24 protein-coding genes are annotated in these 25,840 nt (G+C 58.5%); 15 read left to right on the top strand and 9 right to left on the bottom strand.

The genetic code is table 11. The features are described 5' to 3' along the window. Positions 1-57: 57 nt before the first annotated feature. From tusD to R6W86_RS08735, 4 genes are read left to right on the top strand one after another with little or no spacing between them, the layout of a single operon-like run. Positions 58-474, top strand: coding sequence for a sulfurtransferase complex subunit TusD (gene tusD / locus R6W86_RS08750; RefSeq protein WP_410328975.1), 417 nt, complete (start codon positions 58-60; stop codon positions 472-474). A gap of 2 nt (positions 475-476) precedes the next feature. Beyond that, entirely contained in the window at positions 477-827 is a 351-nt protein-coding gene (locus R6W86_RS08745; RefSeq protein WP_410328974.1) for a DsrE family protein, read from the top strand. 4 nt (positions 828-831) lie between these two features. Continuing rightward, on the top strand, positions 832-1,113 hold the full coding sequence (gene tusB, locus R6W86_RS08740) for a sulfurtransferase complex subunit TusB (protein ID WP_410328973.1): 282 nt from the start codon (positions 832-834) through the stop codon (positions 1,111-1,113). A 3-nt stretch (positions 1,114-1,116) separates the two neighbouring features. Further along, positions 1,117-1,443 carry a TusE/DsrC/DsvC family sulfur relay protein gene (locus tag R6W86_RS08735; protein WP_410328972.1) on the top strand — a complete coding sequence of 109 codons (327 nt, stop codon included), beginning with the start codon at positions 1,117-1,119 and terminating at the stop codon, positions 1,441-1,443. Positions 1,444-1,452: 9 nt separating this feature from the next. Here R6W86_RS08735 and R6W86_RS08730 read toward each other — a convergent pair whose 3' ends face one another. Then, on the bottom strand, positions 1,453-2,619 hold the full coding sequence (locus R6W86_RS08730) for a hypothetical protein (RefSeq protein WP_410328971.1): 1,167 nt from the start codon (positions 2,617-2,619) through the stop codon (positions 1,453-1,455). A 238-nt stretch (positions 2,620-2,857) separates the two neighbouring features. Then, positions 2,858-3,445, bottom strand: a complete 588-nt coding sequence (nfuA, locus tag R6W86_RS08725; RefSeq protein WP_410328970.1) for a Fe-S biogenesis protein NfuA — start codon at positions 3,443-3,445, stop codon at positions 2,858-2,860. A gap of 244 nt (positions 3,446-3,689) precedes the next feature. On the opposite strand from nfuA, the gene metH reads away from it, so the two are divergent. The 4 genes from metH to R6W86_RS08705 all read left to right on the top strand — a co-directional run bounded on the left by metH (position 3,690) and on the right by R6W86_RS08705 (position 10,097). After that, a complete protein-coding gene (gene metH / locus R6W86_RS08720; RefSeq protein ID WP_410328969.1) occupies positions 3,690-7,388 on the top strand; it encodes a methionine synthase in 3,699 nt (1,232 codons plus the stop codon). 18 nt (positions 7,389-7,406) lie between these two features. Beyond that, the gene (locus tag R6W86_RS08715) at positions 7,407-7,646 is read left to right on the top strand and encodes a DUF2970 domain-containing protein (RefSeq protein ID WP_410328968.1); all 240 of its coding nucleotides are present in this window, start codon (positions 7,407-7,409) and stop codon (positions 7,644-7,646) included. A gap of 299 nt (positions 7,647-7,945) precedes the next feature. Further along, complete coding sequence (locus tag R6W86_RS08710; protein ID WP_410328967.1) at positions 7,946-9,598, top strand: nitrite/sulfite reductase; 1,653 nt, start codon at positions 7,946-7,948, stop codon at positions 9,596-9,598. Then, entirely contained in the window at positions 9,591-10,097 is a 507-nt protein-coding gene (locus tag R6W86_RS08705) for a DUF934 domain-containing protein (protein WP_410328966.1), read from the top strand. The genes R6W86_RS08710 and R6W86_RS08705 overlap by 8 nt, the downstream gene beginning before the upstream one ends. Before the next feature lie 107 nt (positions 10,098-10,204). Here R6W86_RS08705 and R6W86_RS08700 read toward each other — a convergent pair whose 3' ends face one another. Beyond that, on the bottom strand, positions 10,205-11,203 hold the full coding sequence (locus tag R6W86_RS08700; protein WP_410328965.1) for a YhdH/YhfP family quinone oxidoreductase: 999 nt from the start codon (positions 11,201-11,203) through the stop codon (positions 10,205-10,207). Between the two features lie 23 nt (positions 11,204-11,226). Next, positions 11,227-12,291, bottom strand: a complete 1,065-nt coding sequence (gene sohB / locus R6W86_RS08695) for a protease SohB (RefSeq protein ID WP_410328964.1) — start codon at positions 12,289-12,291, stop codon at positions 11,227-11,229. A 183-nt stretch (positions 12,292-12,474) separates the two neighbouring features. Here sohB and R6W86_RS08690 point away from each other — a divergent pair, with 183 nt between their 5' ends. Beyond that, on the top strand, positions 12,475-12,789 hold the full coding sequence (locus R6W86_RS08690; protein WP_092005880.1) for an SCP2 sterol-binding domain-containing protein: 315 nt from the start codon (positions 12,475-12,477) through the stop codon (positions 12,787-12,789). 63 nt (positions 12,790-12,852) lie between these two features. Here R6W86_RS08690 and R6W86_RS08685 read toward each other — a convergent pair whose 3' ends face one another. From R6W86_RS08685 to R6W86_RS08665, 5 genes are all read right to left on the bottom strand, one after another. Continuing rightward, positions 12,853-13,500: a multidrug transporter gene (locus R6W86_RS08685; protein ID WP_410328963.1), complete on the bottom strand. Its 648-nt coding sequence runs from the start codon at positions 13,498-13,500 to the stop codon at positions 12,853-12,855. A gap of 5 nt (positions 13,501-13,505) precedes the next feature. Then, the gene (locus tag R6W86_RS08680) at positions 13,506-15,212 is read right to left on the bottom strand and encodes a chemotaxis protein (protein WP_410328962.1); all 1,707 of its coding nucleotides are present in this window, start codon (positions 15,210-15,212) and stop codon (positions 13,506-13,508) included. A gap of 217 nt (positions 15,213-15,429) precedes the next feature. Next, a complete protein-coding gene (gene dnaQ / locus R6W86_RS08675; RefSeq protein WP_410328961.1) occupies positions 15,430-16,140 on the bottom strand; it encodes a DNA polymerase III subunit epsilon in 711 nt (236 codons plus the stop codon). Further along, the gene (gene rnhA / locus R6W86_RS08670; RefSeq protein WP_410328960.1) at positions 16,137-16,580 is read right to left on the bottom strand and encodes a ribonuclease HI; all 444 of its coding nucleotides are present in this window, start codon (positions 16,578-16,580) and stop codon (positions 16,137-16,139) included. Before rnhA ends, dnaQ begins: the two co-directional genes overlap by 4 nt. After that, positions 16,565-17,401: a class I SAM-dependent methyltransferase gene (locus R6W86_RS08665; protein ID WP_410328959.1), complete on the bottom strand. Its 837-nt coding sequence runs from the start codon at positions 17,399-17,401 to the stop codon at positions 16,565-16,567. Before R6W86_RS08665 ends, rnhA begins: the two co-directional genes overlap by 16 nt. A 94-nt stretch (positions 17,402-17,495) precedes the next feature. Here R6W86_RS08665 and gloB point away from each other — a divergent pair, with 94 nt between their 5' ends. The 6 genes from gloB to R6W86_RS08635 all read left to right on the top strand — a co-directional run bounded on the left by gloB (position 17,496) and on the right by R6W86_RS08635 (position 25,784). Continuing rightward, positions 17,496-18,290, top strand: a complete 795-nt coding sequence (gene gloB, locus R6W86_RS08660) for a hydroxyacylglutathione hydrolase (RefSeq protein ID WP_410328958.1) — start codon at positions 17,496-17,498, stop codon at positions 18,288-18,290. A 193-nt stretch (positions 18,291-18,483) separates the two neighbouring features. Beyond that, positions 18,484-20,178: a LysM peptidoglycan-binding domain-containing protein gene (locus R6W86_RS08655; RefSeq protein WP_410328957.1), complete on the top strand. Its 1,695-nt coding sequence runs from the start codon at positions 18,484-18,486 to the stop codon at positions 20,176-20,178. Positions 20,179-20,185: 7 nt separating this feature from the next. Continuing rightward, complete coding sequence (locus R6W86_RS08650) at positions 20,186-22,009, top strand: extracellular solute-binding protein (RefSeq protein ID WP_410328956.1); 1,824 nt, start codon at positions 20,186-20,188, stop codon at positions 22,007-22,009. Positions 22,010-22,055: 46 nt separating this feature from the next. Next, positions 22,056-23,141 (top strand): microcin C ABC transporter permease YejB, encoded by a 1,086-nt coding sequence (locus R6W86_RS08645; RefSeq protein WP_410328955.1) that lies wholly within the window; start codon positions 22,056-22,058, stop codon positions 23,139-23,141. Between the two features lie 2 nt (positions 23,142-23,143). Further along, positions 23,144-24,166 (top strand): ABC transporter permease, encoded by a 1,023-nt coding sequence (locus R6W86_RS08640; protein WP_410328981.1) that lies wholly within the window; start codon positions 23,144-23,146, stop codon positions 24,164-24,166. A gap of 1 nt (position 24,167) precedes the next feature. Further along, a complete protein-coding gene (locus tag R6W86_RS08635; protein WP_410328954.1) occupies positions 24,168-25,784 on the top strand; it encodes an ABC transporter ATP-binding protein in 1,617 nt (538 codons plus the stop codon). Positions 25,785-25,840 lie beyond the last annotated feature (56 nt).

The raw sequence follows: 25,840 nt of genomic DNA, 5'->3' as shown, positions 1-25,840 counted from the left end.
CCTTGCCGGGGCTTTTACTTTGAGTAAACTGAAACCGCTATCAACACGGTACCGGCCATGCAGGATTCCACCCCGTTCTCGTTCACTCTCGTTATCACCGGAGCGCCCTACAGCTCCCAGGCACCCCAGAGCGCGCTGAGCTTCGCCGAGGCTGCCATCAGGGCCGGCCATCGGGTTGACCGGGTGTTCCTTTACGGGGATGGCGTACAGCTGGCCTCCGCCCTCGCCTCGCCACCTTCCGATGAACCTCACTGGCCCCGGGAGTGGAGCACTTTTCTTGAGGAACACGGAATTCCGGGCGTTGCCTGCATTGCCTCGGCGCTGAGGCGCGGCCTGGTGGATGAAGGCGAGCAGAAACGGTATGAGCTGCCCGCCAGCAACCTCCTGGCGCCATTCACCATTGCGGGCCTGGGCGAATGGGTTGAGGGCCGGATGGCGTCATCACGAACCGTTTATTTTCACGGGAGCGACTGACCATGCGCACACTGATTGTGATTGACCAGCCTCCGTATGGCGGCTGGGCTGGTCGGGAAGCCCTGGATATGGTGTTCTCTCTCGCAGCGTTTGACCAGCCGGTGTCACTGCTGTTCTGCGGCGCCGGGGTGAACTGGCTTCGCAAGGGACAGGAGCCCGGACAGATTCGTCAGAAATCCGTGGAAAAGAACCTTTCCGCCGCAACGATCTTTGGTGTGGAAGCCCTGCTGGCCGATCGTGACGACTGCAACCGCTATGGACTTGAGGCCGCACAGTTACTGGACGGCGTGACCCTGGTCCGGGCAGGCGCGCAACTGTTCGCAAACTACAACCACACCGCCTTTGCTGGATAACACCATGACCGACATCCAGACCCTGCACATCCTGAACAAGTCCCCGGAACACCCGAGATTTGCCCGCTGCCTTTCCATTACCGGCCCGGAAGATGCGATCCTGCTGATCGACAACGGAGTCCTGGGGCTTGGTACCGCTTCCGCCAGTGCTTCTGGGCAGCTTTTCGCCCTGGAGCCGGACATGGCTGCGCGGGGAATGGGCGATCAATCCGGAACAGTGGAAACCATCAACTACGACGGCATGGTCGAGCTGACCACCCGAGCAAAACAGGTAATCAGTTGGTAAATCATGAGTGAGCATCAGATCCCGCAAAGGAACAACGAAGGTTTTCTGGAGGATGCCTGGACCTGGACCCCGGCAGTGGCAGAAGTCATCGCAGCCGAGGACGCGATCGAGCTCTCCGAAAATCACTGGGAAATCATAGCGTTTTTGCGGGATTTTTATAAACAGCATGAGGTCGCGCCACCCTCGAACCGGCTCTTCGTCAAGGCGGTGAAGGAAGCTTTTGGGGAGGAGAAGGGCAACAGCATTTACCTCATGCAGTTGTTTCCCGGCACGCCAGCCAAGACCGCCTGCCGGATCGCAGGACTGCCCCGTCCGACCAACTGCCTTTAACAGGGGTTCTCAGAACACCAGGTAGGTCAGGCTCAGGAACTGGACGAGTCCAGCCAGGGCGCCGAACACACCGCCCACAACCATCAGCTGCAGCTCTTCTTCGTGAAATGCCGGGCGCAGGATGCCCTGGAACTCCTTCGGCCCGAGGGATTTCATCTGGCCGGCCAGGACTTCCGCCACCACCGGAGCGCGCTCCCGGTTGAACGCCGGGTTCGAGAAGACATCCCCGGTGGCCACCACGGCTTTCTGGTAAAGCGCTTTCTTCAGCTCGGTATAGCCGGTGACCCCGACCGAGACCTGTGCCGTCAGCTTCATCACCGGCGAGCTGTCCAACAGCGGCCGCAGGTGCTTCTGGATGATTGCCCGGGTACGGTCGCCATGGGCGCCATTGATCATTGCATCGGCAACACGCTCGACAGTAACCAGTTCTTCCGCCACCAGACGCGCCCAGACATTGCTGATCTCTGGCTGCCGGCGCAGGAACAGGCCCTGGATCTTCCAGAACAGAAATCGGCGGGGTTCAACCGGCGTGAAGATCAGGTTGATGGCCAGCCAGTTGGTCAGGAAACCGACGGCAAATCCGCCCAGAGGAAGGAGCCAGGGCTCGGGATACCGGATCCAGAGTGGCACGACCATGGCACCCAGCAGTCCGCCGATGATCGCCCCGAGATTGATCACTGACTGCAGCTCTACCGACCCCGCCTCCTTGAAGATCCGGTTCATCAGATCCGGATGGCGCTGGAGCTCCCGGCTTAACAGGGCCTTGAGGTCCACCAGCTCGTCCAGGTCGTTTCCGAAGTCCTCGACCAGTTCCTCGACCCGCTCAGGCAACGCTTCCCTCGCCCATTTATAGATCCGGTTACGCACGAACAAGGGCACGTTATCCCACAGGACCGGGTGATTCTCGTACATGATTTCATCGATGTACTCATCCACCCTCGGGGTCACCTGTGAGATCACCTGTTCCACGATGCGATGAGGTTCAAGTTTTTCGTAGACGGAATTCAGGTCGCCGAATTTCTGCAGGGTTTGGTCAATGCAGATGTGGGCCATCTTCTCCGCTTTCCGGGGGATTACACCCTGCCAGCCAATCACCCCGAAGCCGACAAACCGGACCGGATAGAAGGACATCTGGATTGCCAGCCAGTTGGTCACCCAGCCGGTGACAGCTGCCATGACAGGCACAGACAGGAGTGCTAGGTCGATCAAGAGTTACCCCGGTTGAAATTGCGGCCAAAGGCCGATAAGAATTCGGTTCTTGAGTGCCAGCCAACAGTGTAGTGGTCCGGCATGTCAGCTTATGTGACCGATTATGAAGTAATTGAAATGTCACAACATTGGCCGTCAAGCCATGGGGTGCGGGGAATTGCGGCAGCAAATCCCCGGCCTGGCAGCCGGGGTTCACAGAGACGATTTACTGGTAGTAAGCGTTTTCGGTGTAGGAGTGATCCGTTACGTCGCGAACGGCCGTAATTTCCGGCACGCGCTCTTTCAGGGTGGATTCGACGCCCTGCTTTAGGGTCAGACTGACGGCGGAACAGCCTTGGCAACCACCGCCGAAGCGCAGCACGGCAACGGACTCGTCCACGATCTCAACCAGAGATACGTCACCACCGTGGGCCGCGAGATTCGGGTTGATCTCAGAGGCCAGCACGTAGTTCACGCGATCCGGCAGCGGTGCGTCATCGTCGATCTTGGGCACCTTTGCGTTCGGGGCCTTGATCGTCAGCTGACCGCCCATCTGGTCCTTGGAGTAGTCAACGTACGCCTCTTCCAGGAACGGGACCGAGTTATGGTCCAGGTACAGGGTGAACTTGCCGAGATCCAGCTGCTCGTCCGTCGGGACGACTTCATTGGGCGGGCAGTAGGCCAGGCAGGTCTCGGCATTCCGGGTGCCGGGCTGGGTGACGAAGATCCGTACGCCCATGCCTTCAACATCCTGCTTTTCAATGAGTTGTGCGAGGTAATCCCGCGCGGAATCTGTCACGGTAACCAATGCCATGTTTCCTACCCGTTTGGAAGTTTGATCTCTATTTTAAGAGAGTTCGCGGGAACATGAAAGACCAAGTAAAATAGTCAGGATTTAATCAGGTAATGAATTTCCCGTATGAATGCCTGCTGCAAGCGCCAGTACCACGGCACTTGATAATGATCATTCGGACTAAGACGGAATCCGGCATTTTTGCTATGATCCCGCGCCATTGACTGAAATACGACGTTAGCCACGACACCCGGAAGATTTCCCTATGACCGATCGCACTACCCGCCTGGAACAGTTCCATAAAGTCCTCAAGGAACGCATCGTGATTCTTGATGGTGGCATGGGCACCATGATCCAGAACCAGAAACTGGATGAAGCCGCGTTCCGGGGCGAACGGTTCAAGGACTTCGAACGGGAGGTGCAGGGCAACAACGACCTGCTCAACCTGACGCAGCCTGCCCTGCTCCGCAACATCCATGCGGACTACCTGGACGCCGGCGCTGATATCATCGAGACCAACACCTTCAACTCCACCCGCCTGTCCCAGGCCGACTACGGCATGGAAGAGCTGGCGCGGGAGCTGAACGTGGCCTCGGCAAAGCTGGCGCGGGAGATCGCTGACGAGTTTACTGCCAGGGATCCGGGCAAGCCTCGCTTCGTCGCCGGCGCGGTCGGCCCCACCTCGCGAACTGCGTCGATCTCTCCGGATGTGAACAATCCCGGCTATCGCAACGTCGACTTCCAGACTCTGGTGGATAACTATTACGAGGCGGTTTCAGGCCTGATGGAGGGCGGTGCCGATCTGATCCTGATCGAAACCATCTTCGACACCCTGAATGCCAAGGCGGCCATCTACGCTACCCAGCAGGTATTCGAGGACACCGGTATCGAATTGCCGATCATGATTTCCGGTACCATCACCGATGCCTCCGGGCGCACCCTGTCCGGCCAGACCACCGAGGCCTTCTACAATTCCATTGCCCATGCCAGGCCCATTTCCGTGGGGCTGAACTGCGCCCTGGGCGCGGATGCGCTGCGTCCCTATGTCGAGGAGTTGTCCACCAAAGCCTTAACCTATGTGTCCGCCCACCCCAACGCGGGCCTGCCCAACGAATTCGGTGAGTACGACCAGACCCCGGAGGAAATGGCGGAGATCATCGAAGGCTTCGCCAAAGACGGCTTCCTGAACATCATTGGTGGTTGCTGCGGTTCCCGCCCGGATCATATCGAGGCCATTGCCAAAGCCGTCGCCAAGTACCCGCCCCGGCAGATTCCCGAGCGCCCCAAGGCCCTGCGCCTGTCCGGCCTCGAGCCGTTCACCGGCGATGAGAACACCCTGTTCATCAACGTCGGTGAGCGCACCAACGTCACCGGTTCCAAGCGGTTCCTGCGCCTGATCAAAGAAGAGCAGTACGAGGAAGCCCTCAGTGTGGCCCGGGACCAGGTGGAGAACGGCGCCCAGATCATCGACATCAACATGGATGAGGGCATGCTGGATTCGAAGGACGTCATGGTCACCTTCCTGAAACTGGTGGCCTCCGAGCCGGACATTTCCCGCGTACCCATCATGATTGACTCCTCCAAGTGGGAGGTGATCGAGGCCGGCCTGCGCTGTGTCCAGGGCAAGGCGGTGGTGAACTCCATCAGCCTGAAGGAAGGCGAAGAGGAATTCATCAAGCGGGCGAAAGACTGCATGCGCTACGGCGCCGCTGTGGTGGTCATGGCCTTTGACGAAGACGGCCAGGCCGATACCTACGAGCGCAAAACCCAGATCTGCAAACGCTCCTACGATGTGCTGACCGATATCGGGTTCAATCCGGCCGACATCATCTTCGACCCGAACATCTTTGCCATTGCCACCGGCATCGAGGAACACAACAACTACGCGGTCGACTTCATCAACGCCACCCGCTGGATCAAGGAAAACCTGCCCCACGCCTCCATTTCCGGCGGTGTGAGCAACGTGTCGTTCTCGTTCCGGGGCAACGATGCCGTGCGCGAAGCCATCCATTCCGTGTTCCTCTACCACGCCATCAAGGCCGGGATGAACATGGGCATCGTCAATCCCGGGCAACTGGTGATCTATGATGAGATCGAGCCGGATCTGAAGGAACTGGTGGAGGACGTAGTACTCAACCGCCGGGACGACGCCACCGATCAGCTGCTGGAAGCGGCCGAGAAGTTCAAGGGCAAAGGCGGCAAGACCCAGGAAGAGGACCTGGCCTGGCGCGAGTGGCCAGTAGAGAAGCGCCTTGAACACGCGCTGGTCAAAGGCATCACCAACTACATCACCGAAGATACCGAGGCCTGCCGCCAGAATGCCAGTCACCCCATCAAGGTCATCGAAGGCCCTCTGATGGACGGCATGAACGTGGTTGGCGACCTGTTCGGCGATGGCAAGATGTTCCTGCCCCAGGTGGTCAAGAGTGCGCGGGTAATGAAGCAGGCCGTGGCCTACCTGATCCCCTACATCGAGGCGGAAAAGTCCGAGGGCCAGCAGGCCAAGGGCAAGATTCTCATGGCCACGGTGAAGGGCGATGTGCACGACATCGGTAAGAACATCGTGGGTGTTGTCCTGCAGTGCAACAACTACGAAGTGATCGATATGGGCGTCATGGTGCCCTGTGACAAGATCCTGGAAACCGCCAGGAAAGAGAACGTGGACATCATCGGTCTGAGCGGCCTGATAACCCCGTCCCTTGACGAGATGGTTCACGTGGCCCGGGAGATGCAGCGGCTGGATTTCCATCTCCCGCTGATGATTGGTGGCGCCACCACGTCCAAGGCGCACACGGCGGTGAAGATCGAACCCCAGTACAAGAATGACATCGCGCTGTATGTCTCCGACGCCTCCCGCTGCGTTAACGTGGCCTCGCAGTTGCTCAGCAAGACCGCCAAGCCGGCCTTTGTCGAAGCGGCCCGTACCGAATACGACGAGATCCGGGAGCGGCGAAAGAACCGGGGCGAGCGGACCAAGCTGGTTTCTTTGAAGGAGGCCCGTGCCCGTGCCCCGGAAATCAACTTTGAGGGCTACGAACCGACGAAACCATCGTTCACCGGCATCCGGGTGTTCGAGGACTACAACCTCGAAGAACTGGTCGACTACATCGACTGGACGCCGTTCTTCATTTCCTGGGATATCTCCGGGAAGTACCCGGCGATCTTTGACGATCCCAAGCGTGGCGAAGCGGCCCGCAGCCTGTTCAGTGACGCCCAGAACATCCTGAAGCAGATGATCACGGAGAAACGGGTGACTGCCCGGGGCGTGATCGGCTTCTGGCCGGCCAACCGTCGCGGCGATGACATCGTGGTCTATACCGACGAATCCCGCAGTGAGGAGCTGACCACCCTGCACCATTTGCGCCAGCAGGATGAAAAGTCCCCGGGCAAGCCCATGATGGCACTGTCTGATTTCGTGGCGCCGGAAGACTCCCGGAAAGTCGATTATGTGGGTGGCTTTGCCGTGACCACCGGCATTGGTGCCGAGGAGTTCTCACAGGAATTCAAGGACAAGCACGACGACTACAACGCCATCATGGTCAAAGCCCTGGCCGATCGACTCGCCGAGGCCTTTGCAGAGCGGATGCATGAGCGGGTGCGCAAGGAATTCTGGGGCTATGCCGCCGACGAGCGCCTGGGCAATGACGATCTGATCAAGGAACGCTACCGCGGTATCCGCCCGGCTCCGGGTTACCCCGCATGCCCGGATCACACCGAGAAGGCAACCCTGTTCCGTCTCCTTGGGGCCACTGGCAAGATCGGTCTCGAGCTGACCGAGCACTTTGCCATGTATCCCACCGCGGCGGTTTCCGGCTGGTACTTCGCCCATCCCGAGTCCAAATACTTTGCCGTTGGCAAAATTGGCGTGGATCAGGTTGAGGACTATGCTGAACGCAAAGGGTTTTCCAAAGCGGAGGCGGAGCGCTGGCTGATGCCAAGCCTGGCCTACGATCCGGCAGAATAGACGGGGACAAGGCACGCAATGACTGACACGACCGACAATGAAAGCAACAAGAAAGATCGGAAATCAGGCTCACCCGGCGTTTTGAAAATCATGCAAAGCATCCTGGCCGGCGCTTTCGGAGTTCAGTCCGACAAGCGCCGGGAAGAGGATTTCTCCAGTCACAGCCCCTGGCCCTACATCATTGCGGCCCTGCTGTTCACGGCCGCCTTCGTGGGCGGACTGATTCTGCTGGTACAGGCCGTGCTCGCCAGCCAGTAGGCTATTGGCCCGAGACCCAGACAACCGCGAAGGCGACCACCAGTACAACGACCAGAACCGCAGCGATGGCGTCTGCCTGACTGTCTGAACGCATGCTCTTCTTCATGGAAGCACCCCTTCCTTACTTTTCCAGGTCATTGTTGTTGTCTTATCAGTTAAGCAGGAAATTGATATTCGTCCAGCCTGCGTGCCGCCCACTTATCGCCTGAATCGATAAACATATTTTGAAATAATCATTTTGGAAATAAAAACCTGGTGATATCCTGCCATCCAGATATAAGAGGCAGGACATTACCCCTATGTACGTATACGACGAACACGACCGGCAAATGGCAGCGGAACGGGTGGCCCAGTTCAGGGACCAGACCCGACGCGCCCTGGCGGGCGAACTCAGCGAGGAAGAATTCCTTCCGTTGCGCTTGCAGAACGGACTCTACGTCCAGCGCCACGCTCCGATGCTGAGGATCTGTGTGCCCTACGGCATGCTGCGCTCCGAGCAGTTGCGTCGTCTCGCCCGTATCACCCGGAATTACGACAAGGGCTACGCCCATTTCACCACCCGGCAGAATGTACAGCTCAACTGGCCGGCCCTGGGGGATGTTCCGGACATCCTGGCCGAGTTGGCGGAAGTGGAAATGCACGCCAACCAGACCAGCGGAAACTGTATCCGGAACACCACCACGGACCAGTTTTCCGGCGTACAGGCCGATGAAATCACCGATCCCCGGCCCTATTGCGAGATCATCCGTCAATGGTCAACGTTCCATCCGGAGTTCGCGTTCTTGCCCCGCAAGTTCAAGGTGGCCGTTAACGCCTCCGAGAAAACCGACCGCGCAGCAATCCGGATCCATGATATTGGCCTTCAGATCGTGCGCAACGACGCCGGCGAATTGGGCTTCCGGGTCCATGTGGGTGGCGGCCTCGGCCGGACTCCGATGGTTGGCCCGGTGATCCGTGAATTCCTGCCGGAGCTGGATTTGCTGACCTACCTTGAGGCGGTCCTGCGGGTCTACAACCGCTATGGCCGCCGGGATAACAAATTCAAGGCGCGGATCAAGATCCTGGTCAAGGCCCTGACCCCGGAAGGTTTTGCTGAGAAAGTGGAAACCGAGTGGGCCCACCTCAAGGATTCGCCAACCCGTCTGACGTCAGAAGCCATTGAGCGAATCAAGGGGTTCTTTACCGAACCGCCTTACGAGGCCCTGGACAACGCTACAGACCTGCTGGCGCGGCAACGATTCGAGAACCGCGGTTTTGACCAATGGCTGAGCCACAACGTGGACGTGCACAAGAAGCCCGGCTACGCCATTGTGTCCCTGACCCTGAAAAAAACCGGCACACCGCCGGGCGATGTCACCGACCACCAGCTCGAGCAGATTGCCGACCTGGCTGACGAATACAGCTTCGGGGAGGTCCGGGTAACCCATCATCAGAACGTGGTGCTGGCCGATGTGCGACAGGACCGGCTGCTGGAACTGTGGCAGACCATTACGCCGATGGGCTTCGGGACCGCCAACCTGAACACCCTGACCGACATTATCTGCTGCCCGGGTGGCGATTACTGCGCCCTGGCCAACGCCAAGTCGATCCCGGTGGCCGAGGCCATTCAGCGCCGGTTCGATAACCTGGACTATCTGTATGATCTGGGCAACATCGATCTCAATATCTCTGGCTGCATGAATGCCTGCGGTCATCATCACGTCGGCAACATTGGTGTTCTGGGTGTCGACAAGAAGGGCGAGGAGTTCTACCAGGTCAGCCTGGGCGGCTCTTCGCACCATGATGCGGATATCGGCAAGATTCTCGGGCCCTCCTTCGCCCGGCAGGAGATGCCGGAGGTTATCGCGAAGATTATCGATGTGTACGTCGATCAGCGTACCGAGGAAGAGGAATTCCTTGATACCTATCGCCGTATTGGCATCAAACCTTTCAAGGAGCGGGTCTATGCCTGACGTAATCAATGCAGACGGCACCATCCGTCAGGACAACTGGGTTGTGGTGCCGCGCCCGGAGGATGGTGAGTCCCTGGCCATCCCAACGGACCAGCCGGCGCTGATCCCGGCCGATCTGTGGCTGGCCGGCTATGATCATTTCACCGGTAACGACCGGATTGGTGTCTGGTTTGACAGCCATGACGAGCCGGAAATGATTGCCGACAAGGTAAACGAACTGCCTCTGATCGGGGTGAACTTCCCCCGCTTTGTGGATGGGCGCGGGTACAGCATTGCCCGGTTGCTCAGAGAACGGTTTGGCTACCAGAACGAGTTGCGGGCGATCGGGGATGTACTGCTCGACCAGCTGCAGTTCATGAAGCGCTGCGGGTTTGATTCGTATGTGCTGCGGGCCGACAAGGACATAAGCCAGGCGGCGAAGTGCCTGAACTTCTTCAGCCAGGGGTATCAGGCGGCGACGGATACGGATTTGCCGCTGTTTCGGCGCCGGGCCGGCTGAGCTGGAGTTTGGTTGAAGATGGGGTCAGATGAACGAGTTCATCAGACCCCTGAGTTAAACATGGGGTCTGATGAAAGCCTTCATCTGACCCCTTCTTGGAGCTCACCTCACCGGCTATGATCCAACACAATCTTCCCGACAGACGCCCCCTTCAAAAACGCCTTCAGCGCCTCATCCAGCTCCGCACGGCCAATGTCCCGGGCTGAGGCTTCCGTCTTCGGACATTTCCACTCGCCAGCAAACTTCTCCCACACCGCCTGCTTGTCAGCCAGCGGAATCTCCACGGAGTCCACACCCAGCAGGTTCACACCGCGGAGGATGAACGGCAGCACCGTGGTCGGAAGCTGAGGGCCGGCCACCAGGCCGCAGCAAGACACTGAGCCTCCCGGCCGGATCTGCTTGAGCAATTCCGCCAACGGTGTGCCCCCCACGGTATCAACCGCATTGGCAAAGACCGGTTTGAGCAGCGGCTTCTTTTCTTCCGCCAGGGCGTCACGGCCCACTACTTCACTGGCGCCGAGGTCCTTGAGACTGTCGGCATGGTCCGCCTTGCCACTGATCGCCACCACGTCAAAGCCCAGGTTGGCCAGCAACTCGACTGCAACACTGCCAACGGCACCGGAGGCGCCACTGACAGCCACCTTGCCCTGTTCCGGGCTGGCGCCCATTTTCAGGAGTTTGCTGACGCACAGGCCTGCAGTCAGGCCAGCAGTGCCGTAGATCATCGCAGTACGGGTATCCCAACCAGACGGCATCGGCAAACACCAGGGGGCCGGTACACGGATGTACTCACCAAAACCGCCATCGGTATTCATGCCGAGGTCATAACCGGTAACAATCACTCGGCTGCCCACCGCCGGCTCACCAGTTGCAGATTCCACCACTTCACCCGCGGCATCAATGCCGGGCGTATGGGGAAACGAGCGGGTAACGCCCTTGTTGCCGGACGCAGACAGAGCATCCTTGTAGTTCAGTGACGAATGACTGACCCGGATCAGAACCTGGCCCTCCGGCAAATCGGCCGTGCTGAGTGTCTGTTCACTGCCCTGGTATTCGCCATCCTTCTCTTCCACTCGCCAGGCTTTGAATTCGCTGTTCGTTGTCATGGTGTTACCCCGTTTATTGTCAGCTACTGAATCTTCTGGTTCCGGAAAGCACTGAGCACGCGCCATACGGTGTGCTCCAGAGCCGCGCTGGTGGCCAGGCCCAGTTTTTCCGGGAGTGTCCGTTTGCGCTGGAACGTCACTGACACTACGTCCGCACGATCACAGGCCTCAATGAGATATTCGTCGGAGGTCTTGATCTCGTCGATCAGATTGACCTCGAGCGCCCGCTTGCCGAACCAGATGTCGCCGTTTGCCACCTTGGCGATATCAACACTGGGCCGGCGCTCGGTCACGTAATCCTTGAACAGACCATGAGTATCCTCCAGATCCTCGAGGAATTTCTGCCGGCCTTTTTCGGTGTTCTCCCCGAAGATGGTCATGGTGCGTTTGTGCTCACCGGCAGTCAGCACCTCGAAATCCACATGATTCTTCTTGAGGAAACGGTGGAAGTTTGGTAACTGCGCAACCACGCCGATAGACCCGAGAATCGCAAACGGAGAGGCGACAATCCGATCGGCAACGCAGGCCATCATGTACCCACCGCTGGCGGCCACCTTGTCGACGCAGGCCGTCAGCGGGATACCCTTGCTGCGAATCCGGTCCAGTTGGGCAGCCGCAAGGCCATAGGAATGCACCAGTCCTCCCCCGCTTTCCAGGCGAATGACCACCTCGTCCTGCTCCGGTTTGGCAACACTCAGCACCGCTGAAATCGACCGGCGCAGCTGATCGGTATCGCTGGCCTTGATATCACCGTCAAAATCGAGCACATAAATCTTCGATCGGGCTTCCGGCTCCGCCCCCCCACTCTTGCCCCTGGCTTTTGCGGCTTTTTTCTCGGCTTTGTCCTCCTTTTTACGTGCTTTCTGGAAGGCTTTGCGCTCACCCTCGTCCATCAGCCGCGCCTGAATGGTTTCCCGCAACTTCTGATATTTTTCGTTGAGTTTCCGGATTCTCAACTCGCCCTCTCCTTCGTGATCCTCACGCTCCTTCTGGGCAGCAGAGAGCATGACGGAAATGATCACAAGGGCGGCGACCACGAAGGTAACGACCTTGGCCAGGAACAGGCCGTATTCTGTCAGGAACTCCAAAATGGTTTCTCCAAATGGTTATGCAAAGACGAGAGTGTAACTTACCGAATTAACACTGATAAGCGGAGCAAAAGAATTAAAACAAGCGTTCGATCGAGCTTGACAGGACCCTTCGCTGACCATAAAGTCGAATTGCGAGATCGGCTTCGCCAAGAAAAGACAACCATTCAGAAGGGCAAGATAATGTCTGTAGCTCAGGTATTTGAAAAACTCGAACAGAATTTCAACGCAGACGCAGCTCAAGGCCTCGACCTGGTGTTCCAGTTCGACATTGAGGACGACAAGAACTACCACCTGGCCATTAACGACGGCTCCTGCAAGCTGCACGAAGGCTCTCATGAAGACCCTTCCGTTACCCTGATCATGAACTCCGATACTCTGCAGGGCATCGTTTCCGGCGAAACCGACGGCATGCAGGCGTTCATGGCTGGTCAGCTGCGCGCCGAAGGCGACATGATGCTGGCAACCAAGCTGGGCGAACTGTTCAACATGGGCTGAACGCTCGCCCCGCTCATAAAAAAACCTGCGCACGCCGCAGGTTTTTTTGCCTGAATTTCCGGCTCACTCATCCCAGAGCTGAACCGCCTGCCGTGCGGCTTCGTTCTGGGGTGTCGTCACCAGCCCTGACGCTGACAGCCGGACATCGAACAAGGCGCCGTCACGCATGGGCATGAAGGTCGCGTTACCATAGACCCCCTCCACAAACGGCAAGTTGAACTGCCGGTCCAGCTCCCAGAGATCGGGCCACTTCTGTTCGCTCAGCCCGATCACCGTCCTGGGCATACTCTGTTCATTCTCGAGCGAGGTATAGCGACCACTCAAGCGCTCCATCCGGTACCCCGGTGCAATTCCGAGCCAGCGAATGGGGCCGGCGAACCGGATGATGCGCGCATCCAACTGCCACTGGTCACCCCTGACTGACCGGATGACCGGTGCCTCTTCTCCGGTCTTCAGTGTCACGACCCAGAGCTGGTCGCCCTGCCGCTGAGTAGAGACCGTCGCAACGGTTTTCATCCCTTCCAGCGATTGGTAGCCCATCAGGTTGACGGCAATCACCAGGGTATAGATACCGATGACCAGCAAGGAAAATACCGCCATACCTTTGAGCCAGCCCAGCAACCAGCGAGGGCGGAGGAAAAACAGGAGGCTCGCAATCACCAGCACCGCGCCAACGACTGCCAGTACGATAGTTGCGAGCTCATGGGACATGGGGATTACAAACCAACGTCGTCTAGGGAGGATTCTGCAAGCTTGAGCAGATCGGGGTTGCGGTCTTCCCGCTTGCCGATACTTTCGATGTAATACTCAAGCGACGTCAAAGCATCCGCCAGCGCTTCGAGCACCTGATGGGGAGGCGCCTGGCGGGCATCCAGGAGACGGTCCTGAATCGAGGCAGCAACACGTTTGAGCACATTGGCGGCACCGGGATCATTGACCATCTGCAGGCCACCCCAGATGCTGTGCAGGGTTGCAGGCAGGTTGGCCAGGTGCAGCTTGTCGTAATCTGATTCAATGAATGCCGTGATGGCCCGTTTGGCCAGGGTCAGCGCACTTCTGGCCTCATCCGCCACCACAAACATCGCTTCCTGGAGATAGACCGACTCATCCCGGTTGCGCCGGCTACCAGCCAACGCGTCCGTTTCCGAGGTAATACCGCGAGTGACAATCTGCATCACCGCATCCTCTACTCCCAGAACGGAGTCCGCCAGGCGATACAGTTCGTCATCACCCGGCAATCGGTTGTCATCTTCCCACCTGCGAAGCTTGGCCGCTTCATCACGGGAAATACCGGCAAGCTTGTTCAGGTCCAGCATCACCAGAGTATTGGCAAGACGCTCAAGGGCATCAGCGATGGACGACAGCTCCGCCAGGTCCGGCTCGATACCCCTTTCGATAATGTCGAGTTTGTCCTTGAGCTGATTGAGCTCATCCTGAAGCGCGTCCGACAGGGATTTGAGGACATCACTACCCGGGCCATACAGGCGTCGGGCATGGGCCTCCAGCATGGAGTCCGGAAATTCCGCGGGCGCCCGGCTATAAGCGGAAAGAATGCGCGTCACTTCCGGGTTTGCGGACCCACTGCGATAAAGCATGTAGATGAGGTCCCGAATCAGTGAATCCGGAGCATCCTTGGCCGTGGCCACCTTGCCTACATAAACCACCTCCCGGGCGTACCGCTCTATGCGCATGAACATGCGCTTGCGGGCCTTGGTGAAGATCATGGCGCGATCAAGCATCGTGTCTGCAACAATTCCCAACAGGCACCACATCTGCCCCATGGGCGCACCCTGACACAGCTGCGCGAATCCGCGGGAGGCACGGCCAAACAGTTTCTTGCTGACCGCGTCGTTGCGATCCCGCAGCACACCAAGCAAGGCTACCTGGAAGGTCAGCCGCATCCTTCGGGCCATAACCTCGTAGTCCGCTTCATTACCTTCAAACGCAGCGAGCTTGAGATCCGCACAGAAGTCCGGACGCTCCTTGACATTCACATCAAAGAAACAGGATTCCGGGTAAGGTTTTTCGCGGCGGGCTTCGCGCAGATCGTTAATTACCGGCAGCAACAGTTCCGGATGGTCCTCACGCTGCTGGTGGTAGTATTCCACGTACCGACGGAGTATAAACAGGGCGCTGTTCAGGGTGGTAAGCAGAATGTTCTTGTCATCATTGGCACCGACTGGAACGTCGTTGGCCATGGCAACCGCTTCCTGGCACAACAGTGTGCCGCCACGAAGCTCGACGAGGATGAAAATACCACGCAACTGATTCAGGTAATCGACACAGTTCTGGAGGTCTTCCCCGCTCTCGCGATTTTCCTGGAAACGCTCAAGGCTGGATTCTGCCTGTTTGATGGTCTGTTCTATCTCACTCTTGACCAGATCAAACGACTGCGATTTCGTCGCCAGAGACGATTGAACCATAAACGCTTCCTGTCTGATTTGCGGAGACTACCGCGTCCCGTGTCTGACATTCAGCCCGGCAACCAAGTGCCGGACTTTGTTCTTGTAGATCGGTTACACCCTGACCGACCAATTCTCCGTTCGCAAAAAACTGGCGAACTTATCATTACTTATAACACAAAACCCATGTCGCTCAACAAAGGCGGAGTGTAACAATTGGTACATGCTGACCCAGTTCTCAATCCGCCTGTTCGAGCTTGCTCCACAGGCTCTGGCCCGACTGTTTATCCAACATCGCGATAAACTCGTCATGGGCACCAGCCTCTTCATCGGAGGCCCGCATCACGGAAAGCCGCGGGCGGTCGGCCTTGAGGCGTCGGATTCCACCGGCTGCGCCACCGTCTTCCGAACCGGCATCCAGCGACAGCGCGGTCTGACCGCCGGTCATCAACAGGTAGACATCGGCCAGGATCTCGGCATCCAGCAATGCGCCGTGGAGTTCCCGGTTACTGTTATCCACGCCGTAGCGCTTGCACAGGGCGTCCAGGCTGTTTTTCTGGCCTGGATGCTTGGTGCGGGCGATGGCCAGGGAATCGACGATGCCGCAATGATCCGCGGTCTTGCGAACCGGTTTCAGGCGAGCGAACTCGGCATCCATGAAGCCCACGTCGAACGCGGCGTTATGGATAACCAGCTCGGCGCCCTTGATAAACTCGAAGAATTCCTCGGCGACCTCGGCGAATTTCGGCTTGTCAGCGAGAAATTCATTGGTGATCCCGTGAACGGTGATGGCTTCGGCCTCCACCTCCCGCTCGGGGTTGATATAGACATGGTAGTTGCGGCCGGTCAGCTCACGCTCAACCACTTCCACACAACCGATTTCAATGATCCGGTGCCCTTCATTGGGATCAATGCCGGTGGTTTCAGTATCCAGTACGATTTGTCTCATGCTTCACTCAATTCCGCTACGCCACGGTTTGCCAGTTCATCGGCCAGCTCGTTGTCGGGCACGCCGGCATGGCCCTTTACCCAGTGCCAGTTAATCCGGTGCCGCGAGGTTTCGGCATCCAACTCCCGCCACAGGTCGTCATTTTTTACCGGTTTTTTCGCCGCGGTTTTCCAGCCGTTGCGTTTCCACCCCGCCATCCACTCGGTGATGCCCTTGCGGACATACTGGGAGTCCGTGTAGAGCTCCACATCGCAGGGACGCTTGAGCGCCTTCAGACCACGGATTGCCGCCATCAATTCCATGCGATTGTTGGTGGTGTGCAGCTCTCCACCATGGAGGGTCTTTTTGGCATCGCCATAACGAAGCACTGCGCCCCAACCGCCCCGACCGGGATTACCCTTGCAGGCACCATCGGTGTAGAGAATCACCTTATCCGCCATTCATACTCCTGAATCCTCACTAATCCTGACACTCGGGTCTCCCGACTCCCGGGCTGCGATAACACCCCCCGCGAGGCGCCCACCGCACCGGTCCCGGGCATGGCAATGACCTTGCTCTTGCGCCAGGCAGGTTGCCTGGGAATCCGGCCATAGACCCGTTTTTTGGCAAGGATACAGTAATAGGCGCCAAGAGGCAGGAACCGATTGCCCGCCAGCCGGGTATCGATCCAGCGATAGGTGTGCCTGCCCGAACGCTGCATGGGAAATCTGAGGAATCTGGTCACCGACGTTTCGACGCTGAACCCGAGCAGCCGGAGCCAGTCCTCCATTCGCCGCCGAAGCAGGAATCGACCGCCCCAGGGGCCTTCCTGCTGCCGGGACAGTAGCCTGCGCAGCCCCCAAAAACTCAATGGATTGAAACCAATCAGAGCAATGGTGCCCTCACCGCGCAATACCCGGGCGGATTCTCTCAGCACCTGGTGTGGGTTCGGGGAAAAGTCAGGGGTATGGTGCAGGATGACAAGATCCATGGAATCGGACGGGAATGGCAGCTCATCGGCATCACAAACCGCCACACCTTCCGGCATATGGGGGAACCACCGCGGGGTGGTCATGATTTTTTGCGCAAAATCGGTTCCGGTAGCCAGGGGCAGGCGGTGACTGACGCCAATCTGCAGCTGCCGTGCCCCGATCAGGCTGCCCAGTTCGTAGTCGCAGAACCGGCGCTGGTCCGCCAGTAATGCCCGACCGAGCGGAGACTGGAACCAACGCTCGAAGTTCTCGTGCCTCGCTGGATAGTCAATGTTGCCGGATCTGACCAATACCCTGCCTCCTACCTTATCAGCCTCCAGGTTGGGGCCTCAGATTTATTGCTCTATCATAACAGTCACATTCTTCTAACACATGTGGGGCCGTATGCTGACCATTTCCGCAATTCCTGCTTTCAGTGACAACTACATCTGGTGCCTGGCGGACTCCGACACCAAAAAAGCACTGGTTGTTGACCCCGGACAAGCAGCGCCTGTGGAAAAACATCTGGCTGCCAAGGGCCTGACCCTGGATACGATCCTGGTCACCCATCACCACCCGGACCATGTTGGCGGCGTCAAGGAGCTGGTCCAGGCGCACCCGGGCTGCCGGGTAACGGGCCCTGCGGAGTCTACGTTCAAGGGCTCCAGCAACCTGGTGCACCCGGGCGACGAAGTTGTCTGGGAATCGATCACCTTCCAGGTTCTGGGCGTTCCGGGACACACCCTGGACCATATCGCCTACTTTACCGACGTTGAAGTCAACGGCCACCCGGTCCTTTTCTGTGGCGACACGCTGTTCGTCTGCGGCTGCGGGCGTTTGTTCGAAGGCACCCCGGAACAGATGCGGCAATCCCTCCAGACCTTGCGTAACCTTCCGGACAAAACCGCGGTCTACTGCGCCCACGAGTACACCCTGGCCAACCTCCGGTTCGCCCGCAGCTGGCTACCGAGGGACGAAGGCCTGAAGACCTTTGAGGAACAGTGTCAAAAAGCCCGGGAAGCGGGCAAGCCCACGGTGCCGTCGGTGCTGGGTGATGAAAAGCGACTGAACCCGTTTCTCCGATGGGACGACCCCGTGGTTGTAGATGCTGCCCGGACCTATTGCGCCCAGAATGGTTTGCCGGCGGATTCGGAGAATGCCATTTTTGCGGCTATCCGGCATGGTAAGGATAACTTCTGAAGACGGGACGGGGTCAGATGAAGGCTTTCATCAGACCCCATTTTCACATTGTCTATCCTCATCGTAACGAGCCGTTTCTTGACCCCCGGAAAACCACTCTCATAGAATCGGTTTCACTTTTGTGACCCAACCCATTCATCAGGCCAGATTATCCAAGGTATCATCTGGTCAATGCCCTGATCCGGAAATGCTTATGTCGGTCAACCGATTCTCGCTTCTGCTGCTGGCCAGTGCCCTGAGTACCGGCTGCTCCACGTTCCTATCCTCGACCAACGATCCTCTGGAATCCCGGCAGGTCACCGTCGCAACTGGCGATCAAGACCTGAAAGATGCTGTTGAATCCGGCAAGAGCGCTGACGCCACCTCCGACGAACCGTTGGATGAAGCCATCGCCCCCGACCTTCAGGCGACCGCACGGGATGCCCGGGATAAACTCGATAACCCCGCACAGCAATCCGACGAGGGTGAGAAGCAGCGCGATCTCTGGAACCGCCTGCGCCAGGGCTTTGCCCTGGATCACGAGGTGGACAATGAGCGGGTCCGGGACCAGCTGAACTGGTACGCAAGCCATCCAAAATACATCGACCGGGTCGTTGACCGGGGCAGCCGGTATCTGCATTACATACTCAACGAGACCGAAAAGCGTGGGCTCCCAGCGGAGTTCGCTTTGTTGCCGGTTGTCGAAAGCGCCTTCGATCCGTTCGCCTATTCCCACGGCCGGGCCGCGGGCATCTGGCAATTTATCCCTTCCACGGGTAAATACTTCGGCCTGACCCAGAGCTGGTGGCATGACGATCGCCGCGACATCATCGCCGCAACCGACGCCGCCCTGCGCTACCTCGAACGCCTGACCGAGCGGTTCGACGGCGATTACACCCTGGCGCTGGCGGCCTACAACAGTGGTGGCGGCACCGTCTCAAGCGCCATGCGGCGCAACCGAAAGGGCAACCGGCCAACCGACTTCTGGTCCCTGAATCTGCCCCGTGAAACCCGGCATTACGTTCCCAAACTGATCGCCCTCGCCAAGATCTTCGACAAACCGGAGGACTATGGCGTCACCCTGCCGCCGCTGGATGATGCGCCCTATTTCGAAGTGGTCGAGACCGGCTCGCAACTGGATCTGGCCCAGGCGGCCGAACTCGCAGGCGTCGATATCGATGAGATCTACCTGCTGAACCCGTCCTACAACCGTTGGGCGACGAATCCTGACGGGCCACACCGGCTGCTTGTTCCGGTCGACAAAGCAGCGAAATTCCGCACGGCACTGGCGAACTTCCCGGTCGATCAGCGTGTTTCCTGGCAGAACTACAGTGTCCGGTCCGGCGACAGCCTGATCACCATTGCCCGCAAGTTCAACACTACCCCTTCGGTGATTCAGGAGGTCAACAAGCTGAATACGGACCTGATCCGCATTGGCCAGAACCTTCTCATCCCATCCGCTTCCCGTGGTTCGGATGCCTACGCGCTCAGTGCCTCCGAGCGGCTCGAGCGCAAACAGGAACGCAAGCGTGACGGTAACCGGGTCCAATACACCGTACGCCGCGGCGACACCTTCTGGGATATTGCCCGGGAACACCGGGTCTCCGTTCGCGAAGTGGCAGCCTGGAACGGCATGGCACCCGGCGATCCCCTGATCCCGGGCAAGCAACTCGTGATCTGGTCCAAGACCAGTCAGCCGACGGTGCGGGCATCCAACAGCGCCCGGGGCAAAGCCATGGTTCGCAAGGTGGGTTACCGGGTTCGTAAAGGCGACTCCCTCTATGCCATCGCCAACCGTTTTTCAGTGAACGTGAATGACATCGCAAGCTGGAACGATCTGAATAAATCACGTTATCTCCAACCCGGACAAAGTCTGGTACTCTACGTGGACATTCGTAACAGTCCGTAAGCGAACTATGACAAGAACACGGAAAGCCTCGTACCTTACGTCCATCGTTGCATCATTGTCCCTGTTGGCGGCCCCGGTAACCCAGGCCGCCAACGAAACAGAAAACCTGCAGCCGCAACACGGTATTGCCATGCACGGCAAACCGAAATATCCGGAGGGCTTTTCCAGCTTCGACTACGTCAATCCGGAAGCGCCCAAGGGCGGCACTCTGAAGATGGCGGTGGTGGCTAACGGCTTTGACTCGTTCAATCCATTCGACATCCGGGGTGTGGCTGCTGCCGGGGTCAGCACCTACCTCTACGATACCCTGCTGGAATCCTCTGATGACGAGCCCTTCTCTGCTTATGGCCTGATTGCCGAATCCCTGGAGACTCCGGAAGACCGGAGCTACGTGGTCTACAACCTGCGCGAGGAAGCCCGCTTCAGCGATGGCGAGCCGATCACTGCAGAGGACGTGAAGTTTTCCTTCGAAACCCTGACCACCAAGGGGCATCCGTTCTACCGGAACTACTACGCCGATGTGAAAGAGGTTGTTATCGAAGGCCCGAAGCGGGTGCGCTTCAACTTCGGTGAAACCTCCAATCACGAACTGCCGCTTATTCTCGGTCAGATGCCGATTCTGCCGGCCCATTACTGGGCAGACCGTGAGTTCGGCAAGAACGGCCTCACGCCGCCGGTTGGCAGTGGTCCCTATCGCATCGGCGATTTCGAGGCGGGTCGTTCAATCACCTATCAGCGCATAGACGACTACTGGGCTAAAGATCTCGGGGTGCGTAAGGGCCGCTTCAACGTCGAACGTATCCGTTACGATTACTACACCGACGACACCGTCGCCCTGGAAGCTTTCAAGGCAGGAAACTTTGATTTCCGCCTGGAATCCTCCGCCAAGAACTGGGCAACAGCCTATACCGGCCCCATGTTCCAGGACGGCTCGGTCATCAAGGAAGCCATTGAGCACCATCGCCCGTCCGGAATGCAGGGTTTCGTGTTCAATACACGCAAATCCATCTTCAGCGACCCCAAGGTACGCGAGGCACTTGCCTACGGTTTTGATTTCGAGTGGGCCAACAAGAACCTGTTCTTCGGCCAATATACCCGTACTTCCAGCTATTTCGAGAACAGTGAACTGGCTTCCGACGGCCTGCCCGAGGGCCGCGAACTGGAAATCCTGAACCCGTACCGCGACCAATTGAATGAGGACGTTTTCACCGAGGAATACACACCTCCCACCACAGAAGGCCAGCAGGGTCTTCGCGAAAATCTCCGGACCGCATTGCAGCTGCTGCGCTCGGCCGGTTATGCCATCAAGGATGGCAAGATGGTGCACACGAAAACCGGAGAGCCCCTCGCCTTCGAGATTCTGCTGTTCCAGAAAAGCTTCGAGCGCATCGTGCTCCCCTTCAAGAACAACCTCGCCAAGCTCGGCATCGACGTGACGGTTCGTCTGGTCGACAGCAATCAGTACATCCAGCGGGTGCGTCAGTTCGACTACGACATGATCACCCAGGTATTGCCCCAGTCCGATTCGCCGGGTAACGAGCAAAGGGAGTATTGGCACTCCACCACCGCCAACGTCAACGGCTCCCGGAACTACATGGGGATTCAGGACCCGGTGGTTGATGAGCTGGTGAATCAGGTAATCCAGGCACCGAACCGGGAAGAACTGGTGCAGCGTGTACGGGCCCTGGATCGCGTCCTGCTCCACGGCCACTATGTGATTCCGCACTGGCACCTGCGCACGGACCGGGTGGCCTACTGGAACCAATTGGAGCGCCCCGAGGTCACACCGAAGAACGGCATCGACCTGAACAACTGGTGGGTAAAACCCTGACCCAGTGTCCATGACCCAAGCAGTAACGGAAGGAATCCTCCGCTAGATGGGCATTTACATCCTCAGACGCCTGGCGCTGATCATTCCGACGCTGATCGGGATCATGCTGCTCAACTTTGTCATCGTGCAGGCAGCACCGGGCGGACCGGTTGAACAGCTGATTGCTGAAATGGAAGGCCATGGCGGCAGCGCTCTGGCCCGGGCCGCCGGCGGCGATACCGGCGGCGAAGTGGCCACCAGCTCCGGTGACAGTCGCAGTTCCCGGGGTATCCCCGAAGAGCTCCTGAAGGAAATTGAAGTCCTGTACGGCTTCGACAAGCCGGCCCACGAACGTTTCTTCAAGATGCTCGGCGACTATGCCACCTTCGATTTCGGCGACTCTTTCTTCCGGGAACGCAGTGTCATCGACCTGATTCTGGACAAGATGCCGGTGTCGATCTCCCTGGGACTCTGGTCCACCCTGATCATCTATTTCATCTCCATACCGCTGGGTATACGCAAGGCGGTGACCGACGGCTCTCGCTTCGATGTCTGGAGCAGCTCGGCTATTGTTATCGGCTACGCCATCCCCGGTTTCCTGTTTGCCATCCTGCTGATCGTCCTGTTCGCTGGCGGCAGTTATTTCGACTGGTTCCCGCTGCGGGGACTGACCTCCTCCAACTTCGATGAGCTGACCTGGTTCCAGAAGATCGGTGACTACTTCTGGCACCTGGCACTGCCGGTGACGGCCAACGTCATTGGCGGCTTTGCCACCCTGACCCTGCTCACCAAGAACTCGTTCCTGGATGAGATCAGCAAACAGTATGTGGTGACGGCCCGCGCCAAGGGCCTGGATGAGAAGCAGGTTCTGTATGGCCACGTGTTCCGGAACGCCATGCTGATCGTGATCGCCAGCCTGCCCGGCGTGCTGGTCGCGCTGTTCTTTACCGGCTCGCTGCTGATCGAAGTCATCTTTTCCCTCGACGGCCTGGGCCTGCTGGGCTTTGAGGCGGCGCTGAACCGGGATTATCCGGTAATCTTCGGTACCCTCTATATCTTCACCCTGATGGGGTTGATCCTGAAACTGATCAGCGACATCACCTACGTGCTGGTGGATCCGCGCATCGATTTCGAGAGTCGGGAGGGCGCGTGAGCATGAAAACCCTGACTCCGATCCAGCAACGCCGCCTGCGCAACTTCCGGAATAACCGGCGCGGTTACTGGTCACTGTGGATCTTCCTCGTGTTGTTCGGACTGTCGCTGCTTGCCGAGGTCATCGCCAACGACAGGCCCCTGGTAGTTTCCTACAACGACGAACTCTATTTTCCCGTGGTGGAGTCGGTACCCGAGGAGACCTTTGGCGGCTTCCTGCCCACCGAGGCTGATTACCGGGACCCTTTTATCGCTCAGGAGATCCTTGCCAATGGCTGGATGATCTGGCCGCCAATCCGTTTCAGCTATGACACCATCAACTACGATCTGGAAATCCCCTCACCGGCGCCTCCGAGCCCGGAAAACTGGCTCGGCACCGATGATCAGGGTCGGGACGTGGCGGCCCGGGTCATCTACGGCTTCCGGATTTCAGTGCTGTTCGGCCTGACACTCACCCTGGCCAGCTGTGTCGTTGGTGTGGTGGTGGGCGCCATCCAGGGCTACTACGGCGGCAAGGTGGACCTGCTCGGTCAGCGCTTTATCGAGGTATGGTCCGGGCTTCCGGTGCTGTACCTGCTGATCATCCTGTCCAGTATCGTTCAACCCAATTTCTGGTGGCTGCTGGGCATCATGCTGCTGTTCAGCTGGATGGGACTGGTGGATGTGGTGCGTGCGGAATTCCTGCGGGCCCGTAATTTCGAGTATGTCCGGGCCGCCCGTGCACTCGGCCTGGAAAACCGCAAAATCATGTTCCGGCATATCCTGCCCAATGCCATGGTTGCGACGCTCACTTTCCTGCCCTTTATTCTGACCGGGGCGATCACCGGTCTCACCTCCCTGGATTTCCTGGGTTTCGGGCTGCCATCCGGCTCCCCCTCCCTGGGTGAACTGATTGCCCAGGGCAAGGCCAACCTGCACGCACCATGGCTTGGCATTTCCGCCTTCGTGTCCCTCTCGGTGATGCTGACCCTATTGGTGTTTGTGGGTGAAGCGGTCCGCGACGCCTTTGATCCCAGAAAGAGTTGATATGAGCGACCTGCTGCAGATTTCCAACCTTTCCATCTCGTTTGACCAGGCGCCGCCGGTGGTGGAATCCCTGTCCTTTTCGTTGAACCAGGGGGAGACCGTTGCCCTGGTGGGTGAAAGCGGCTCCGGAAAATCCATCTCGGCGCTCTCGGTGCTGCGTCTGCTGGATGCCAGGCACGCCAGTTACCCCTCGGGCGAAATCCATTTCCGGGGAGAGGACCTGCTCCGCGCCAATGACAAACGGCTGCGCCAGATCCGGGGGCGGGAAATCGGGATGATCTTCCAGGAGCCCATGACGTCTCTCAACCCACTGCACACAGTAGAGAAACAGATTGGCGAAACCCTGGCGCTGCACAAGGGTATGCGGGAGACACAGGCGCGGGAACGGACGATCGAACTGCTGGAACTGGTCGGCATCAAGAACCCCGAATCCCGGCTGAAGAGCTACCCGCATCAACTCTCCGGGGGCCAGAAGCAGCGGGTGATGATCGCCATGGCCCTGGCCAATGAACCGGACCTGCTGATTGCCGATGAGCCCACCACCGCGCTGGATGTCACGGTCCAGAAGCAGGTCCTGGAACTGCTGAAAAGCCTCCAGGAAAAGCTTGGCATGGCGATTCTGCTGATCACACACGATCTGAGCATTGTCCGGCGCTATGCCGACCGGGTGGTCGTGATGGAACAGGGTCGGCTGGTAGAGGAAGCGGAAACAACCCTGCTGTTCGAGCACCCGGAGCACAGCTATACCCGGAAGCTTCTGGACGCCGAGCCCCCGGAAGCGCCTCTGCCCACTCCGGAGGAAGGGGAGATCCTGCTCAGCGTGAACGACCTGGATGTTCGCTTTCCGGTCAAAAAATCCCTGTTCGGCAAGGTCCGGGAGTATTTCCACGCCGTACAGCAGGCCAGCTTCGAACTACCCAAAGGCCAGACCCTCGGTATCGTTGGCGAGAGTGGCAGTGGCAAAACCACCATCGGCCACGCCCTGCTAAAGCTCACGGCCAGCACCGGACGATTCACACTCGGTGGCGACGAACTGTCGAACCTTACCCAGAAGGAATTCCGGCCCTACCGGAAACGCATCCAGATTGTCTTCCAGGATCCCTTCGGCAGTCTCAGCCCGCGAATGTCCATTGGGGAGATCGTGGGCGAAGGCCTCGAAATCCACGATCCCGAAGGCAAGGATACCCACGAGCAGCAAGTGATCCGTGCTCTCGAGGATGTGGGGCTGGATCCGGAAGCCAGACATCGCTATCCCCACGAGTTCTCGGGTGGCCAGCGTCAGCGCATTGCCATTGCCCGGGCCCTGGTACTGCAACCGGACCTGATCATACTCGATGAACCGACATCGGCCCTGGACCGCACAGTCCAGAAACAGGTTATCCAGCTGTTGCGGGATATCCAATCCCGTTATGGTCTAAGCTATATCTTCATCAGCCATGATCTGGCGGTGGTCCGCGCGCTGAGCCACAAGCTTTTGGTGCTCCAGCATGGCGAGATCGTGGAGTACGGTGATGCTGGTGACATTTTCCGGTCACCGAAGCAGCGGTATACACAGGAACTGCTCAGCGCGGCACTGTTCTACCAGACCAACGATGAATCCACCACTACGACCAATTGAGCGTTACTCCCGGCAGCATGGTCGGGGATAATGCTCGAAAATCAGGAACACAGGGA

It is taken from the genome of Marinobacter sp. (genome assembly GCF_046484525.1).
GTDB lineage: Bacteria > Pseudomonadota > Gammaproteobacteria > Pseudomonadales > Oleiphilaceae > Marinobacter.
Note: the sequence above shows the minus strand (reverse complement) of the source record. Positions and strands in the feature narration are given on the sequence as shown.

Excerpts from the sequence above, each read along its gene's own strand:
- tusD (WP_410328975.1), top strand. The coding sequence starts at position 58 with ATGCAGGATTCCACCCCGTTCTCGTTCACTCTCGTTATCACCGGAGCG.
- R6W86_RS08745 (WP_410328974.1), top strand. The coding sequence starts at position 477 with ATGCGCACACTGATTGTGATTGACCAGCCTCCGTATGGCGGCTGGGCT.
- tusB (WP_410328973.1), top strand. The coding sequence starts at position 832 with ATGACCGACATCCAGACCCTGCACATCCTGAACAAGTCCCCGGAACAC.
- R6W86_RS08735 (WP_410328972.1), top strand. The coding sequence starts at position 1,117 with ATGAGTGAGCATCAGATCCCGCAAAGGAACAACGAAGGTTTTCTGGAG.
- R6W86_RS08730 (WP_410328971.1), bottom strand. The coding sequence starts at position 2,619 with ATGGCAGCTGTCACCGGCTGGGTGACCAACTGGCTGGCAATCCAGATG.
- nfuA (WP_410328970.1), bottom strand. The coding sequence starts at position 3,445 with ATGGCATTGGTTACCGTGACAGATTCCGCGCGGGATTACCTCGCACAA.
- metH (WP_410328969.1), top strand. The coding sequence starts at position 3,690 with ATGACCGATCGCACTACCCGCCTGGAACAGTTCCATAAAGTCCTCAAG.
- R6W86_RS08715 (WP_410328968.1), top strand. The coding sequence starts at position 7,407 with ATGACTGACACGACCGACAATGAAAGCAACAAGAAAGATCGGAAATCA.
- R6W86_RS08710 (WP_410328967.1), top strand. The coding sequence starts at position 7,946 with ATGTACGTATACGACGAACACGACCGGCAAATGGCAGCGGAACGGGTG.
- R6W86_RS08705 (WP_410328966.1), top strand. The coding sequence starts at position 9,591 with ATGCCTGACGTAATCAATGCAGACGGCACCATCCGTCAGGACAACTGG.
- R6W86_RS08700 (WP_410328965.1), bottom strand. The coding sequence starts at position 11,203 with ATGACAACGAACAGCGAATTCAAAGCCTGGCGAGTGGAAGAGAAGGAT.
- R6W86_RS08690 (WP_092005880.1), top strand. The coding sequence starts at position 12,475 with ATGTCTGTAGCTCAGGTATTTGAAAAACTCGAACAGAATTTCAACGCA.
- R6W86_RS08685 (WP_410328963.1), bottom strand. The coding sequence starts at position 13,500 with ATGTCCCATGAGCTCGCAACTATCGTACTGGCAGTCGTTGGCGCGGTG.
- R6W86_RS08680 (WP_410328962.1), bottom strand. The coding sequence starts at position 15,212 with ATGGTTCAATCGTCTCTGGCGACGAAATCGCAGTCGTTTGATCTGGTC.
- dnaQ (WP_410328961.1), bottom strand. The coding sequence starts at position 16,140 with ATGAGACAAATCGTACTGGATACTGAAACCACCGGCATTGATCCCAAT.
- rnhA (WP_410328960.1), bottom strand. The coding sequence starts at position 16,580 with ATGGCGGATAAGGTGATTCTCTACACCGATGGTGCCTGCAAGGGTAAT.
- gloB (WP_410328958.1), top strand. The coding sequence starts at position 17,496 with ATGCTGACCATTTCCGCAATTCCTGCTTTCAGTGACAACTACATCTGG.
- R6W86_RS08655 (WP_410328957.1), top strand. The coding sequence starts at position 18,484 with ATGTCGGTCAACCGATTCTCGCTTCTGCTGCTGGCCAGTGCCCTGAGT.
- R6W86_RS08650 (WP_410328956.1), top strand. The coding sequence starts at position 20,186 with ATGACAAGAACACGGAAAGCCTCGTACCTTACGTCCATCGTTGCATCA.
- R6W86_RS08645 (WP_410328955.1), top strand. The coding sequence starts at position 22,056 with ATGGGCATTTACATCCTCAGACGCCTGGCGCTGATCATTCCGACGCTG.
- R6W86_RS08640 (WP_410328981.1), top strand. The coding sequence starts at position 23,144 with ATGAAAACCCTGACTCCGATCCAGCAACGCCGCCTGCGCAACTTCCGG.
- R6W86_RS08635 (WP_410328954.1), top strand. The coding sequence starts at position 24,168 with ATGAGCGACCTGCTGCAGATTTCCAACCTTTCCATCTCGTTTGACCAG.